The following is a 14,790-nucleotide window of genomic DNA, read 5'->3' on the forward strand; positions in this document are numbered from 1 at the left end:
TTAGCGGACCGGTTCGGCCCTCCGACAACTACACGTTCGTTCAGCGCGGCCCGGTTCGGCCGGTGGCCGCACATCCGGCCGCGGTACGGCAGCCTAGCCGACGCCTTCTCGGCGCAGACCCGAAGTCGTGAGATCGGTGTGCCCGATTCCACGCGCGTCCGGCGAAGTGCCGTCGTCCTCCTGATCGCTCCCGAGGCCCGAAGTGTTTCCGCAGTCCACACGTGGCGTGCTCGGTCCGTCGGCGGAGCGTGTCCGCGCCGGTCCCGGTGCGGACCGCAGGTGTCCGGTTCGTGCCGGGATGACCTCGGTGGTGATCGGGGAGGAGACGGGCACCGCGGCGTCGTTGCCGCATTGTTGTGATTCGCGCCCCACGGTACGCGCGGCGCGCACCGTGCGGGGGTCAACGGGGGAAGTGCTGGAACGACCGCAGCTGCACCTCGACCCGGCCGTCCGCGCCGAGGTGCAGCAGGTGCCGCAGCAGCGAGTGCGAGCCGTCCGGGTGCTTGACCTCCACGAGCGCCCGCACCAGCTGCGGGGACTCGGCGCGCAGCAGCAGCGGCCGCACCGCGACCGCCTCGCGCCACGCGCCGTCCGGCCCGCCGCGGCCCGTCGCGGGCAGGCCGGGGGCGAGGCGGGGCATGGCGAGCGCGGGGGAGCGGTCGATGTGGTCGTAGAACTCGCGGGCCGTCGTCACCGCGTCGACGTCCGCGGCCGGTTCCGGAGCGAGCACCTGCCGCGGGCGCTGCGGGGACTGCACGGATTCCACGGCGGGCTCGGCGGGTTCCGGGTCGCCGCCGAGCAGGTCGTCGCCCGTGGCCGGGGACACCCCGGTGAGCGTGGCGGTGGCGACGGCCGCGCCGACCAGCAGCGCGGTGCACAGCGTGCCCACCGCGGCCCGCACGCCCGGCGAGTCCGGGGTGCCGCTCGCCGGTGCCGCGGTGTCGAGCAGTGCGTTGACGAGCTCTTCGGTCTGCGCCGATTCCTCCGCGCTCAGCCGCAGCGGTTCCGGGGCGAACCAGAGCGGCTTCGGCTTGCGCAGCACCAGTTCGGCGACCGCCGCCCGGCGGGAGGACGCGGGCGGCTCGGTGGCGGGTGCGGCGAGGAACGGTGGCAGCGGCCGGGTGTCGGTGTCGTCGATCCGGCCGATCGGGCGGGTGATCGCACCACCGCCGTCGCGGCCGCACCGGCGGCAGCACCGGCTCGCGGTGGCGGTCAGGTGTTCGTGGTCGGAGGCGCGGCGGGGGAGCGGCGGGAGCGGTGCCTGCTCGCGACCCTCGGCGCGGGTCCCACCGGTGTCTTGCGGGCTGTCGCGGAGCAGGGGTATTCGGTGCCGCATCTCGATTCGCCGAGCCTCCTTCGTCTCGAACCGGCCGGGTACGTGGCCGGGTCGGGGTCGCACGGTCGCTGCGATTGCACTCGTACTCCTCACCGAACGTGTTCGGGGGGTTCGGGGCGTGACTTCACCTGAAAGAGAAGCGCTGGCCGGAGCGGGCGATCTCTAACAGCCCATCCGGTCACCGTCGGTCACCTCGTGTCGGGCGTCAGGCCGCGTCGTCGGCGTACACCCGCGGGTTCGCGCCGGGCGTGAAGCGCAACCGCCGCTGCTGCTCCCGCACCGAGCCGTCGGCGCCGGTGATGCGCAGGGTCGTGACGGTGCTCGCCGAGGTGGCCGACACGGACAGCACCTCCACCGCGGCCGCGTCCCGGTACCGCTCGGCGAACGCGTCGAAACCCGCCGCCCGCAGCCGCCCGGTCGTCCCGGCGTAGGCCCCGGCGAGGTCGTGGGAGCTGATCGCGCCGAAGTAGTCCGCCGAGCGGGCCGCCACCAGCTGCGGATCGGCGAAGGACAGCAGCTCGTCCCGGTAGGTGACCGGCGCGGGTGGCCGCGGCGGTGCCTGCGGTGCGGCCTCCGGTGCCTCGTCCACCGGAGCGGGGTGGTCACCCGCTCCCGGAACCGGCCCGGGAGCGCCGTGCTCCGGAGCCGGGGCGGGCGGGAGGTCCGCCGCGCCGGGGGCCTCCGGCTGCGCCGCGCCGGGCGGCGGCGCGATCCCCGGCCCCGGTACCCGGTCGGCGAGCGCGTCCGGGCGCTGGGTGTGCGGGTGCCGGGCGTGCGGTTCGGGAGCGGGCGCCGGGAACTGCGTGGCCCGCGGCATCCGCGGCAGCTGCAGGGCGTCGATCGAGGTGGTCGGGCTGACCAGCGTGGTCGCGATCAGCAGCAGTCCGCTGAGCACGGCACCGGCGGACAGCACCGCGAACCAGGCCGCGCGGCGCGAGGAACGCGGTGGCGTGACGGAGGCGGGCACCATGCCGAGGTCGAACTTGTGCAGGCCGCCGACCGGGGTGGTGTCGCTCAGCGGATCGGTACCCGGCGCGGCGGCGGGCGCTGGGGCGGCGGCCACGGTGGCTGCCGCCCTGGTGGTGGCAGCCCCGGTGGTGGCAGCGCCGGTCGCTCCGGCGGCGGCCACGGTGGTGGTGCTCGCGACGGTGCTCGCCACCGCGGGCAGCGGGCCGGTGTCCGCGAACGGGTCGTGCACGCCGGTGTCGGCGGCGCACGCGCTGATCGCGCGGATCCGGTGCGGGCCCGCGCCCGGCGCGGGCTGTTCGATGAGGCCGCCCCAGCTGACGCCGGTGCTCGTGGTGCGGCCGAAGTTCGTCGGCCACGCGCCGTAGGAACCGGGAGCCGGGCCGACGGCCGCACCGCCCGGCCAGGACGGAGCGGGGAGGTCGTCGTGCTCGGTCGTGGTCGCCGAGGGGGACACCGCCGAAGGGGTCATGGTCGGCGAGGCTAGGCAGCGCCGCGCGCCCCTCGCGTCACACGAGTCGGTGATAACACTGACTACCGCCCGAAAGAGGGACGGCGCGCGGCGATTTTTGACTTGCGATCACAGCCCGGAGTAGTTCCCGCTCAGGCAGCCACTCGGGTCGGTGAGGATCAGTAGTCGTTGTTGCGGAACTTGGTCTGGGTGGTCTGGAGCGCCTTGAGCGCGCCGACACCCCCGCCCGCACCGAGCAGCATGGCGAACACGTCGGCCCCGCCGGACCCGCCGAGCGCGATGAGCAGCGCGACCACCGTGACCGCCAGCGTCGCCCCCGCGACCGGCAGCCGCTTCCGCGCGAAGTCGGCCACCGGCTGACCGCCCGGCCGCTTCTTCGCCGCCGAGGTCAGCATTCCGAGGTAGGCCCCGTGCCCGGCGGCGGCGGCGACCGCCACGAGCGTGACGAGCAATGCGACGATCCCGATGAGTGCACCCATGCCTCCAGTCTGCCCTGTCGCGGACCGGTCCGGTATGGGTGGTTTCCCCGAGGCCCGTCCGGGCAAGTTCGGCGCTGAGCTGGGCCTGCGCCGCCGCTCGCGGAAGCGGTTGTGCCGATCCACTGGATTGAGATCGGCATCACGCCTAGGTTCTCAGGCTATGAACGATCGCCCCGCCGAACTCCCGGACCAGTACTCCCTCGCCGGCAAGCGGGCGGTCGTGACCGGCGCGGCCAGCGGCATCGGTTCCGCCACCGCCCGCAGGCTGGCCGCGAGCGGGGCGACCGTGATCGTCGTGGATCGCGCGGCGGAAGCGGTGGAGCGGATCGCGGCGGAGATCGACGCCGAGGCGCGCATCGTCGACCTGGAGGACCCGGACGCGGCGGCCGGGCTGGGCGAGCACGCCGACATCGTGGTCAACAACGCCGGTCTGCAGCACGTGGCGCCGGTGCACCAGTTCCCGCCGGAGATGTTCGCGAAGCTGGTGACGGTGATGCTGGAGTCGCCGTTCCGGTTGATCCGCGCCGCCCTGCCCGGCATGTACGAGCGGGGCTGGGGCCGGATCGTGAACATCTCCTCGGTGCACGGCCTGCGCGCGTCCCCGTTCAAGAGCGCCTACGTGGCGGCCAAGCACGGCCTGGAAGGGCTGTCGAAGACGGTCGCGGTGGAGGCCGCGGGCTACGGCGTCACCTCGAACTGCGTCTGCCCGGGCTTCGTGCGGACCCCGCTGGTGGAGCGGCAGGTCGCCGAGCAGGCGGAGCTGCACCGGGTGCCGGAGGAGCAGGTCGTGGAGGACGTGCTGCTGGCGCGCACCCCGGTGAAGCGGCTGGTGGAACCGGACGAGGTGGCCGACCTGGTGCACTGGTTGTGCGGCCCGAGCACGGCGTCGATCACCGGCTCGTCGTTCCCGATGGACGGCGGCTGGACGGCGCACTGACCGCCCGGCCGTCCGGCCGTCCGCGCCGGGTGCACGGCCCGCCGCCGGGCCGTGCACCTCGGGTGATCAGTGCACCTCGGGCGATCAGCGGCCCAGGCGGCCGCGGCCGAGGCGGAGCAGGATCATCGCCAGCTCGCGGCCTTCCGGCCCCAGCTCCCGGTAGCGCGCCAGGACGTCCATCTCGCGGTTGTAGACGATGCGCGGTCCGCCGTCGGCCATCCGCGCCTCGCCCACCTGCCGGGAGACGTCGGCGCGGCGCTTGATCAGCCGCAGGATCTCGGCGTCCAGGTAGTCGATCTCCTCGCGGAAGTTCGCGATGGCCTCGGTGGCGGGACGCGCCGGGGTATCCGGTGCGTCGTTCGGCTCGGGCTGGTGCTGCTCACCGTCCACAGCGGCGTTCATGACTCGTCCTCCGAATCGGCCCCACCCCGGACCGGACATGTGAAACGCCCCGAGTCCGAGGACTCCGGGGCGTCGTAGTGGTGTGCGCGCTCACACGGCTACGGGCGTCGGAATCCCGGTCCGCCCGTAGTAAAAGTTCGCGCAAGCGAGGCGCGTCCGCGTCAGCACGCCGCCAGTCTGCCACAACCCGAGCTCCGGTGGCCATCCACCGGGACGACGTTCCCGATCGCTGGGACCGCCGTCGGCGGCCGGGCTGTCGGGGGCGGCCGGTAACGTGGAGCGACGATGAGCACCCTCTTCGATCTCCCGCACGACGGTTCCTCCGAGTCCGGTTCCGGCCCGGCGGGGCACGAACCGGACGCGCTGCTCGCGGGCCTGAACTCGCAGCAGCGCGACGCCGTGGCGCACACCGGTTCCCCGCTGCTGATCGTCGCGGGCGCCGGGTCCGGCAAGACCAGGGTGCTCACCAGCCGCATCGCGCACCTGCTGGCGCAGGGCGTGCACCCCGGCCAGATCATGGCGATCACGTTCACGAACAAGGCCGCCGCGGAGATGAAGGAGCGCGTCGCCGACCTGGTGGGCCGCCGGTCGAACGCGATGTGGGTGTCCACGTTCCACTCGATGTGCGTGCGGGTGCTGCGCCGCGAGGCGAAGGCGCTGGGGCTGTCGTCGAACTTCTCCATCTACGACTCCGACGACTCCAAGCGGCTCATCACGATGATCGGCCGCGAGCTGGAGCTGGACTCGAAGCGGTACCCGGCGAAGACGCTGTCGATCCACGTGTCCAACCTGAAGAACGAGCTGGTCACGCCGGAGGAGGCCGCCGAGCGCGCGGGCAACGACCTGGAGCGCAAGGTCGCGCAGGTCTACGCCGCCTACCAGCGCAGGCTGGCCGATTCGCAGGCCGTGGACTTCGACGACCTGATCATGCGCACGGTCGACCTGCTGCGCGGCCACCCGGCGATCGCCGAGCACTACCGCCGCCGCTTCCGGCACGTGATGGTCGACGAGTACCAGGACACCAACCACGCCCAGTACGCCCTGGTGCGCGAGCTGGTCGGCACCGAGGACACCGAGCTGGGCACCCCGCCCGCCGAGCTGTGCGTGGTCGGGGACGCCGACCAGTCGATCTACGCCTTCCGCGGCGCGACGATCCGCAACATCGAGGAGTTCGAGCGGGACTACCCGCAGGCGCGCACGATCCTGCTGGAGCAGAACTACCGCTCGACGCAGACGATCCTCACCGCCGCGAACTCGGTGATCCGCCGCAACCCCAACCGCCGGGACAAGCGGCTGTGGAGCGATGCGGGGGACGGGGCCCCGATCGTCGGCTACGTCGCGGACAACGAGCACGACGAGGCCGCGTTCGTCGCGGGCGAGATCGACCGGCTCGTCGACGACGGCGAGGTCACGTTCAACGACATCGCGGTGTTCTACCGGACGAACAACCAGTCGCGGGTGTTCGAAGAGGTCTTCATCCGGCTCGGCCTGCCGTACCGCGTGGTCGGCGGCGTGCGGTTCTACGAGCGCCGCGAGGTCCGGGACGCCCTCGCCTACCTGCGCGTGCTGGACAACCCGGACGACACGGTGAGCCTGCGCCGCATCCTCAACGTGCCCAAGCGGGGCATCGGGGACCGGGCGGAGGCCGTCGTCGCCGCGCACGCCGACCAGGAGCGCACCTCCTTCGCCACCGCGCTGCGGGCGGCCGCGGCGGGCCGGGTGCCGGCGCTGGCGACCCGCGCGCAGAAGCAGATCGCCGGGTTCGTGGCGCTGCTCGACGAGCTGGGCGAGGTCGCCGCCGAAGCCGACGTGGCCGAGGTGCTCGACGCGGTGCTGGAGCGCACCGGCTACCGCGGCGAGCTGGAGGCCAGCGACGACCCGCAGGACGCGACGCGGGTGGAGAACCTCGTCGAGCTCGTCACCGTCGCCCGCGAGTTCATCGAAGCCCGCGCGCCGCAGGCGGGCGAGGTCGCCACCGAGGGCACCGACCCGTCCGCGGAGGCCGTCGTCGCTCCCGCCGAACCGGCCGCGGAGGACCCCGAGGAGCAGGACCTCGGCCTGCCCGCCGACGACTCGCTCGCCGCGTTCCTGGAGCGGGTGTCCCTGGTCGCCGACGCCGACTCGCTGCCCGAGTCCGGCGACGGCGTGGTCACCCTGATGACGCTGCACACCGCGAAGGGCCTTGAGTTCCCGGTGGTGTTCTCCACCGGCTGGGAGGACGGGATCTTCCCGCACATGCGGGCGTTGAGCGATCCCGCGGAACTCGCCGAGGAGCGCAGGCTCGCCTACGTCGGCATCACCCGCGCCCGGCAGCGGCTGTACCTGTCGCGGGCGCTGATGCGCTCGGCGTGGGGCCAGCCGATGGCGAACCCCGCGTCCCGGTTCCTCACCGAGATCCCGGACGAGCTGATGGAGTGGCGGCGCATCGAACCGGAGCGCGCCGCACCGCAGGTGCGCAGCACCTGGGGCGGTCGCGGCGGCTTCGACCGGGGTGGTTCGGACTCGGCGCAGGCCTCGGTGGCCTCGCGGGGCCTGCGCAGCACCGGGGCGCCCGGCTGGAAGGACACCGTCGCCATCAAGCTCGACGCCGGGGACCGGGTCACGCACGACAAGTACGGCCTCGGCACGGTGCTGGCGACCGAGGGGGAGGGGCCGCGGGCCACCGCGACCATCGACTTCGGCAGCTCGGGCACGGTCCGGCTCATGCTCATCGGCAGCGTCCCGATCACCAAGCTCTGAGTCCTCTCCCGCGAGGCCGGCCCTCAGCCGAAGTGCATGGTGAGGATGAGGGCCAGCCTGCGCAGCGCGGGGATCCCGCCCATGCCGCGCAGCAGCGCCCGGTAGGCGGGGTGCACGCGTTCCAGCCCGGGGACGTCGAAGAAGGTGCGCTCCTCGTCGAGGACCAGTCCCGGCACGGCCCGCTCCAGTTCGGCGCCGCCGCGCACGCCCCAGGTCAGCCTGGCCCCGGCCGCGCGAACCGCGCCGTTGAGCAGGTGCGCCCAGCGCGTCGCGAGCGGGCTCTGCACGTCGCAGATCAGGTGCCCGGCGGGGAAGTGCTCGGTGATCCGGCGCAGCAGCGCGGTCCCGTCCGCTTCGGTGAGGTACATCAGCAGTCCTTCGGCGACGACCAGCACCGGCCGGTCGCCGGGGATGCCGTCCAGCAGGTCGGGCGCGGTGACCGAGGCGCCGAGGACGTGGTGGTGCGGCCGTGCCGGGTAGATCCGCTCCCGCAGGTCGATGACCTCGGGGAGGTCGATGTCGTACCACTCGACGCTCGGCGGCGGGTCGAGCCGCCGGCCGCGGCTGTCCAGCCCGCACCCGAGGTGCAGCACGACCACGTCCGGGTTCGCCGCGAGCCGCACCGCGGTGAGGTCGTCGAACAGCCGCCCGCGCAGCGCCACGGACAGCGCGTCGTTCCCGCGCAGCCCGGTGGCGGCGAAGTCGTGGTCGATGCGCCGCACGGCCTCCTCGGCGTACGGGTCGTGCAGCACCGGGTTCGCGGTGCGGCTGTGCAGCGCGCGCCCGTAGAGGGTGGCGAGCATGGTCGCCGGTGCTCCGGTGAGGTCGGCTCGTTCGCGGTCCATCGGTTGCTCCCCAGGTGAGTGCGGTCCTGCGGAGCTGAAGCTACGCTCCTTTCACAACTTCGTGAAATAAAGGAAGCGTATAAAATCATGCGGGTGGAGCACGGGGAGCCGGACGCGGCGGACAGGTTCGTGGAGCGCTTCGCGCTGGACCTGGCGGCCGCCGGGATGCCGCGGATGGCGGCGCGGGTGTTCGCCGGGCTGCTCATCGCCCCCGACGCGCGCCGCACGGCCGCGGAGATCGCCGAGCGGCTGCGGATCAGCCCGGCCGCGGTGTCCGGCGCGGTCCGCCACCTGGTGCAGGCGGGCATGGTCGTCCGGGAGCGCGAACCGGGGCTGCGCCGCGATCACTACCGGGTCCGGGACGACCTCTGGTACGAGACGATCATGCAGCGGGACGGGATGCTCGAAGCCTGGGTGCGCACCCTCGCGGTCGGCGTGGATGCGGTGGGCGCGGACACCGAGGCGGGCCTGCGCCTGGACGAGACGCGCCGCTTCTTCGACTTCCTCCGCGCCGAGATGCCCGAGCTGATGCGGCGGTGGCGGGAGCAGCGGTGAACCGCCGATGACCTGCCGGACGGCCGGAGCGGACGGCTCGCCGGACCGTCACCGGCCGGGCGGGTCGTCCGCTCGCGGAACCGGGTGGATCAGGTGACGTCGACGCCGCGCTCGCTCAGCCACGGCAGCGGGTTGATCTTCTTGCCGCTGGAGTTCCACACCTCGAAGTGCAGGTGGGTACCGGTGGAGAAGCCGCGGTTGCCCATGGTGGCGATCTGGTCGCCCGCCTTCACCTTCTCGCCTTCGCTGGCGGTGATGGTGTTGACGTGGCCGTAGACGGTGATCGTGCCGTCCTCGTGCTGCACGCGCACCCACAGGCCGAAACCGCTCGCCGGGCCCGCGTCGATGACCACGCCGTCGGCGGCGGAGACGATCGGGGTGCCCTTGCTGTTGGCGATGTCGATGCCGTAGTGCGTGGTGCCCCAGCGGCCGCCGAAACCGGAGGTGAAGGTGCCCTCGGCCGGAGCGACGATCTTCGGTCGCTTGGCCTCCTCCTCGGCGGCGATGCGGGCGGCCTCTTCCTCCGCGCGCTGCTCGGAGATGCGCTCGCTCTTGGCCAGCTTCTGGACTTCGGAGTCCGCGCTGCTGACCTTGGCGACCGGCAGCATCTCCGGGGCCGGGGCGGAACCGCCCATGCCGCTGGAGGAGTCGTCGGCGGCGGAGCTGAACGAGGCGGCCGCGTCCTGACCGGAGGCGAGCGGGGTGATGCCGTCCTGGTCGGGGGCCGGGTCGCCGCTGGCCATCGACTGGCCGGCGGCGGCGAACGCGCCTGCTGCGACGGCTGCGACGACGAGCCGACCGCGGATGACCGAAGGCGGGGTGGACATCCGCCGCTGGCGCTGTTGCGGAAGATCGTGCGGGGACGACTCCTCGGCGATCGGGGCGCCGCCGGGGGAGCGGTGTCGAGACAAGGCCTGCCCTTCCGTCTCGGGGAGTCCGTCACTGGCTCCCGGACGGGGTTCCGGGGCGCCGGTCGGGGTAACCGGCGTTCGTGATCGGACCGTGACAACGGACCGGGGGACAGTAACCAGGCTCATCCCCTAGGGGCAAATCTCGATCAGTGCTTGTTTCACTACACGGAGTGACCGACTCGAGGCGTGCTGACGCGGCCGCGTGCCGTGCGGCTGCGCGGTGGGCGGTGTTACCGAGTGGCACTGCCTGGCGGTTCGTGATCGAGGAAGACGGTCCCGTTCGGACTAGAGGAACGGGGTGGTTCCGCTTCGGGCAGTGATGCGCCACGCCTGCGAGTGATGCAAGTCACATAAAAATGCTCGCAATGCACTCAACCCCGATGACCCGTCCGGGGCCTCAAGTCGGACAACCCGCCCGGCGCTCCCGCTATTCCCGGCCCTCCCGAAGCGCCCCCGCAGCGGCCACGGTCCCGGCGCAACCGCCGCCCGAGCCGACATCCCCGACACCGTGCGTAGCCGCCGCAGATCCCCGGCGGGCCTCGGGGCGATCAGTTGCTAGCGTCGGCGCGGTGAGTGCCCGGCCCGATCTCCCGTTCGAATCCCCGGAGACGCAGATGAGCCGCCCGACGGCGCCCGAACCCACCGGTCCGCCGACCGGTCTCACCGCAGCGATCGCGCTGTCCGCGCTCGGCGCGCTGCTCGCCGCGTTCGCCCCGCTGCTCGGCCTGGTCGCGCCGGACATGCCGACCGGGTTCACCTCCTGGCCGTGGCTGCTGGTGCCCGCGCTGATCCCGGCGGTGCTCGCCGCGGTGTTCCGCGGGAGCAGGCCCGCGCTGGCCGCCGCCGTGCTGCTCGGACCCGCGGTGCTCGCGCCCGGCCGCCTGGTGCAGGACGCGCAGCTCGTCGTCGACGCCGGGCTCGCGGCCCGGCCCGAGCTGCTGCTGCCCGACACGCTCGACCCGCTCGGCCCGGCGCTCGGCACCTGGCTGCTGCTGGCCGGGCACCTGCTCGCCCTCGCCGCCGGGGTGCTCGCGCTGATCGCCGGCCGCGGGCTGTTCGACCACGCCGACGGCTCCTCCGACGCGTTCGGCTCGTTCGGCGAGGACGCCTTCGCGGGCAGCTCCGTCGCCGAGGCCGCCGCTGACGGCGCTCCCGGGCGCGGGCGCGCCGGGGCGCGCAGGCAGGGGCTGCTCGCGCTCGTGCTGTGCGCGACCGCCATCGCCGCGGTCGGGCTGCTGATGGGGCCGTTCACCTCCGAGGACCCGTACCTGCTGGCCAAGCCCGCCGTGGAAGCGCCGGTCCCGGTCGCGCTCGGCAGCCTGCTGCTGGCGATCGCCGTGCCCGCGGCCGCCGCGTTCATGTCCGGTTCCGCCGACCGCGACCTGGTGCGCGGCGGGCTGCTCGGGCTCGCCGCCGGGCTGGCCGCCGTCGCGGTGCCGCCGCTGGTCGCGGTGGCGCTGCTGCCCCGGCTGCAGTTCGGCTGGGGACCGGCGCTCGAACTGGGCGCCGCGCTCGTGCTGGTCGGGCTGGCCGTCGAGGGCGGTCGCGACCCGGCCCGCGGCTCCGGCGACGTGCGGCTGCCCGCGCTGACCCGGCTGCTGCGGACCGCGGGCGCGCTCGCGGTGCTCGCCGGCGCGCTGGCCATCACCGGCGCGCTCACCCCGCACCTGGAGATGCCCAGCTGGGTCGACGACCCGTCGCTGTACCCGGCGCGGCTGCTGTGGCCCGGTGGCGTCCTGCTGGTGCTGCTCGGCGCGGCGCTGCTGGTGCCCTCGATCGCCGCCGCCGTGCGCCCCGCGCTGGCCGTGGCCTGGACGGCGGTGCCGCTGGCCGGAGCCGCCGCGCTCGACACCGTGCTCACCGCCACCCAGGTCGCGGGCGCGAACGCGGCCCCGGGCGCGTGGATCTCCGGCGGAGCCATGGCGTGCGCGCTGCTCGCCGCGATCACCGCCGCGCTGGCGGGCGGCGTGGAACGCGAAGAGGTCGACCTGGCCGAACCGGACTGGCACCCGGAGCGCGGCGCCGACGACCTCGCCGAGCGGAGCTGGCGGCCTGCGGTCGCGGTGCCCGCCGCGGTCGCCGCGCTGCTCGGGCTCGCCGCGGTGCTGCTGCCGGTGCTCGCCGCGCCCGACTACACCGCGCCCGGGGTGTTCACCCGGTTCAGCACGTCCTCCTGGGGGCTGATCGGTGCCGGGGTCGCGGTGCTGGTCGCCGCGGTGCTCGCCGTCCGCAGCAGGCCCCCGCGCGCCGCCGCGCTGCTCGTCGGCGCCGCGCTGGTGATGGCCGTGCGCGCGCTGGAGTTCCCGCTCACCGCGGGCCGTGCCGAGGGTGCCGTGCCGGGGCCCGGGCTCTGGTGCGCGATCGCCGCCGCCGTCGTGCTGCTGGTCGCCGCGGCGCTCGCCGCCCGCTCGCCGGAGCGCTGACGCCGGAGCCGCTGACGCCGGAGCGCTGCTCGTCGGAGTGCTGACTCCGGAAGGCTGCTCGTCGGAGTTCTGGTCGCCGCGTTGACGTCGGAGCGCCGCTCGCGGTCCGCTCGCCGGAGTGCTGATCGCCGCGACAGCTGACGCCGGAGCGCTGACGCCGCAACGCGGGCGCGAAATCCGGCGGTGCGCAAAAACGGGCGAAATTGCGCGCCGGGTCCCCTTGACGCGCGCCGAACCGGTGTTCCGTTCGTCACTCCGCGGCCCGGTCCAGCGGTTTTCCAGCGCCGAAATCCCCGGTCTGGATGCATCCACCTGCGGCGATCGGGCGAACGGGGTGAGCCAGTTCACCGGGTGCGGCGCACCGGTCGTCCTCGCAGGTCGCTATGGTCGCCCAGTCCGACACCGACGTCGCAGGAGAGTCGAGTGGACCTGTACGAGTACCAGGCGAAGGAACTCTTCGCTTCCCACGGAGTGCCGACGCTGCCCGGTTCCGTGGCCACCAATCCCGAAGAGGCCAAGGCAGCCGCCGACGAACTCGGCGGGCCCGTGGTGGTCAAGGCCCAGGTGAAGACCGGGGGCCGCGGCAAGGCCGGTGGCGTGAAGCTGGCCGAGACGCCGGACGAGGCCCAGACCAAGGCCGAGGCGATCCTCGGCTTGGACATCAAGGGCCACGTGACGCGTCGTGTGCTGATCACGACCGCCTCCGACATCGCCGACGAGTACTACTTCTCCTTCCTGCTCGACCGCGCCAACAGGAACTTCCTGGCGATGGCCTCGGTCGAGGGCGGGATGGAGATCGAGGAAGTCGCCGCGACCAAGCCCGAGGCGCTGGCGCGCATCGCGATCGACCCGATCCAGGGCGTGGACGCCGCGAAGGCCCGCGAGATCGTCGAGGCCGCGAAGTTCCCGGCCGAGGTGGCCGACCAGGTCGTCGACGTGATCGTCAAGCTGTGGGAGACCTTCGTTTCGGAGGACGCCACGCTCGTCGAGATCAACCCGCTGGTCAAGGACCCGCAGGGCAAGATCATCGCGCTGGACGGCAAGGTCACGCTGGACGAGAACGCCGCGTTCCGGCAGCCGCAGCAGGCCGAGCTGGTCGACGCCGAGGCGGAGGACCCGCTGGAGGCGAAGGCCAAGGCCAAGGGCCTCAACTACGTCAAGCTCGACGGCGAGGTCGGCATCATCGGCAACGGCGCCGGCCTGGTCATGTCCACGCTGGACGTGGTGGCGTACGCGGGCGAGGCGCACTCGAACGTCAAGCCCGCCAACTTCCTGGACATCGGCGGCGGCGCGTCCGCCGAGGTCATGGCGGCCGGGCTGGACGTCATCCTCGGGGACAACGACGTGAAGTCGGTGTTCGTCAACGTCTTCGGCGGGATCACCGCCTGCGACGCCGTCGCCAACGGCATCGTGCAGGCGCTGAAGATCCTGGGCGACGACGCGACCAAGCCGCTGGTCGTCCGGCTCGACGGCAACAACGTCGAGGAAGGCCGGCGCATCCTGGCCGAGGCGAACCACCCGCTGGTCACCCTGGTCGACACGATGGACGGCGCGGCCGACAAGGCCGCCGAACTTGCTGCTGCGGGGGCGTGACCCATGGCCATCTTCCTCAACGAGAACAGCAAGGTCATCGTCCAGGGCATCACCGGGTCCGAGGGCACCAAGCACACCGCGCGGATGCTGAAGTCGGGCACGAACATCGTCGGTGGCGTCAACGCCCGCAAGGCCGGGCAGACCGTCGAGATCGAGGGCAAGGAGCTCACGGTCTACGGCACCGTCGCCGAGGCGATGAAGGAGACCGGCGCCGACGTGTCGGTGCTGTTCGTGCCGCCGAAGTTCGCCAAGGACGCGGTCATCGAGGCCATCGACGCCGAGATCCCGCTCGCCGTGGTGATCACCGAGGGCATCCCGGTGCACGACTCCGCCTACTTCTGGGCGCACGCGAACGCCACCGGCAACAAGACCCGCATCGTCGGGCCGAACTGCCCCGGCGTGATCTCGCCCGGCAAGTCCAACGCGGGCATCATCCCGGCGGACATCACCGGCCCCGGCAAGATCGGCCTGGTGTCGAAGTCGGGCACGCTGACGTACCAGATGATGTACGAGCTGCGCGACATCGGTTTCTCCACCGCCGTCGGCATCGGCGGTGACCCGATCATCGGCACCACGCACATCGACGCGCTCCAGGCGTTCCAGGACGACCCGGAGACCGAGGCGATCGTGATGATCGGCGAGATCGGTGGCGACGCCGAAGAGCGGGCCGCCGACTACATCAAGGCCAACATCACCAAGCCGGTGGTCGGCTACGTCGCGGGCTTCACCGCGCCGGAGGGCAAGACCATGGGCCACGCGGGTGCCATCGTGTCCGGTTCCTCGGGCACCGCGGCCGCGAAGAAGGAGGCCCTGGAGGCCGCCGGCGTCAAGGTCGGCAAGACCCCCAGCGAGACCGCGAACCTGATGCGCGAGATCGTCAAGGGCTGAGCTCCACCCTTCCCACGACCGGGGCCGGGCACCGAACGAGGTGCCCGGCCCCGGTCGTTCGCGCTGCGCGCGTCCGCTGCGGTGAACTTCTCCACACCTGCCAACCGGACGGGGTTCCGGGCGCGCGGCGGGTCGGGCGGGGGACGGGCGCGGCGCGGCCGGGTGGCCGGTGACCGGTGCGGACGGCTTCGGACGGGGCGTGCGCGGGGGAGGAATGGGCGATCCGTACCCGTTCGGTGGCCGA

12 protein-coding genes are annotated in these 14,790 nt (G+C 73.2%); 6 read left to right on the plus strand and 6 right to left on the minus strand.

Annotation, left to right across the window (positions count from 1 at the left end; genetic code table 11):
- Positions 1-400: 400 nt before the first annotated feature.
- The 3 genes from AC29IT_RS12700 to AC29IT_RS12710 all read right to left on the minus strand — a co-directional run bounded on the left by AC29IT_RS12700 (position 401) and on the right by AC29IT_RS12710 (position 3,253).
- Positions 401-1,336, minus strand: coding sequence for a hypothetical protein (locus tag AC29IT_RS12700; protein ID WP_488218803.1), 936 nt, complete (start codon positions 1,334-1,336; stop codon positions 401-403).
- A 205-nt stretch (positions 1,337-1,541) separates the two neighbouring features.
- On the minus strand, positions 1,542-2,774 hold the full coding sequence (locus tag AC29IT_RS12705; protein WP_488218804.1) for a hypothetical protein: 1,233 nt from the start codon (positions 2,772-2,774) through the stop codon (positions 1,542-1,544).
- Positions 2,775-2,932: 158 nt separating this feature from the next.
- Positions 2,933-3,253, minus strand: coding sequence for a hypothetical protein (locus AC29IT_RS12710; protein ID WP_358436605.1), 321 nt, complete (start codon positions 3,251-3,253; stop codon positions 2,933-2,935).
- Positions 3,254-3,413: 160 nt separating this feature from the next.
- Here AC29IT_RS12710 and AC29IT_RS12715 point away from each other — a divergent pair, with 160 nt between their 5' ends.
- Positions 3,414-4,190: a 3-hydroxybutyrate dehydrogenase gene (locus AC29IT_RS12715; protein ID WP_358436602.1), complete on the plus strand. Its 777-nt coding sequence runs from the start codon at positions 3,414-3,416 to the stop codon at positions 4,188-4,190.
- An 84-nt stretch (positions 4,191-4,274) separates the two neighbouring features.
- On the opposite strand, the gene AC29IT_RS12720 is transcribed toward AC29IT_RS12715, so the two are convergent.
- A complete protein-coding gene (locus AC29IT_RS12720; RefSeq protein ID WP_358436599.1) occupies positions 4,275-4,592 on the minus strand; it encodes a chorismate mutase in 318 nt (105 codons plus the stop codon).
- A 285-nt stretch (positions 4,593-4,877) separates the two neighbouring features.
- On the opposite strand from AC29IT_RS12720, the gene AC29IT_RS12725 reads away from it, so the two are divergent.
- The gene (locus tag AC29IT_RS12725) at positions 4,878-7,331 is read left to right on the plus strand and encodes a UvrD-helicase domain-containing protein (RefSeq protein WP_488218805.1); all 2,454 of its coding nucleotides are present in this window, start codon (positions 4,878-4,880) and stop codon (positions 7,329-7,331) included.
- A gap of 23 nt (positions 7,332-7,354) precedes the next feature.
- On the opposite strand, the gene AC29IT_RS12730 is transcribed toward AC29IT_RS12725, so the two are convergent.
- Complete coding sequence (locus AC29IT_RS12730) at positions 7,355-8,176, minus strand: class I SAM-dependent methyltransferase (protein WP_358436593.1); 822 nt, start codon at positions 8,174-8,176, stop codon at positions 7,355-7,357.
- A gap of 87 nt (positions 8,177-8,263) precedes the next feature.
- On the opposite strand from AC29IT_RS12730, the gene AC29IT_RS12735 reads away from it, so the two are divergent.
- Positions 8,264-8,731, plus strand: coding sequence for a GbsR/MarR family transcriptional regulator (locus AC29IT_RS12735; protein ID WP_488218806.1), 468 nt, complete (start codon positions 8,264-8,266; stop codon positions 8,729-8,731).
- Between the two features lie 89 nt (positions 8,732-8,820).
- Here AC29IT_RS12735 and AC29IT_RS12740 read toward each other — a convergent pair whose 3' ends face one another.
- Complete coding sequence (locus AC29IT_RS12740; RefSeq protein WP_358436588.1) at positions 8,821-9,558, minus strand: M23 family metallopeptidase; 738 nt, start codon at positions 9,556-9,558, stop codon at positions 8,821-8,823.
- 698 nt (positions 9,559-10,256) lie between these two features.
- On the opposite strand from AC29IT_RS12740, the gene AC29IT_RS12745 reads away from it, so the two are divergent.
- From AC29IT_RS12745 to sucD, 3 genes are all read left to right on the plus strand, one after another.
- Positions 10,257-12,065, plus strand: coding sequence for a hypothetical protein (locus AC29IT_RS12745; protein ID WP_358436586.1), 1,809 nt, complete (start codon positions 10,257-10,259; stop codon positions 12,063-12,065).
- A 423-nt stretch (positions 12,066-12,488) separates the two neighbouring features.
- Entirely contained in the window at positions 12,489-13,658 is a 1,170-nt protein-coding gene (gene sucC / locus AC29IT_RS12750) for an ADP-forming succinate--CoA ligase subunit beta (protein ID WP_358436583.1), read from the plus strand.
- Positions 13,659-13,661: 3 nt separating this feature from the next.
- A complete protein-coding gene (gene sucD / locus AC29IT_RS12755) occupies positions 13,662-14,546 on the plus strand; it encodes a succinate--CoA ligase subunit alpha (RefSeq protein WP_358436580.1) in 885 nt (294 codons plus the stop codon).
- The last annotated feature ends 244 nt before the right edge of the window (positions 14,547-14,790 follow it).

The organism is Saccharopolyspora sp. MMCC62 (assembly GCF_057736575.1).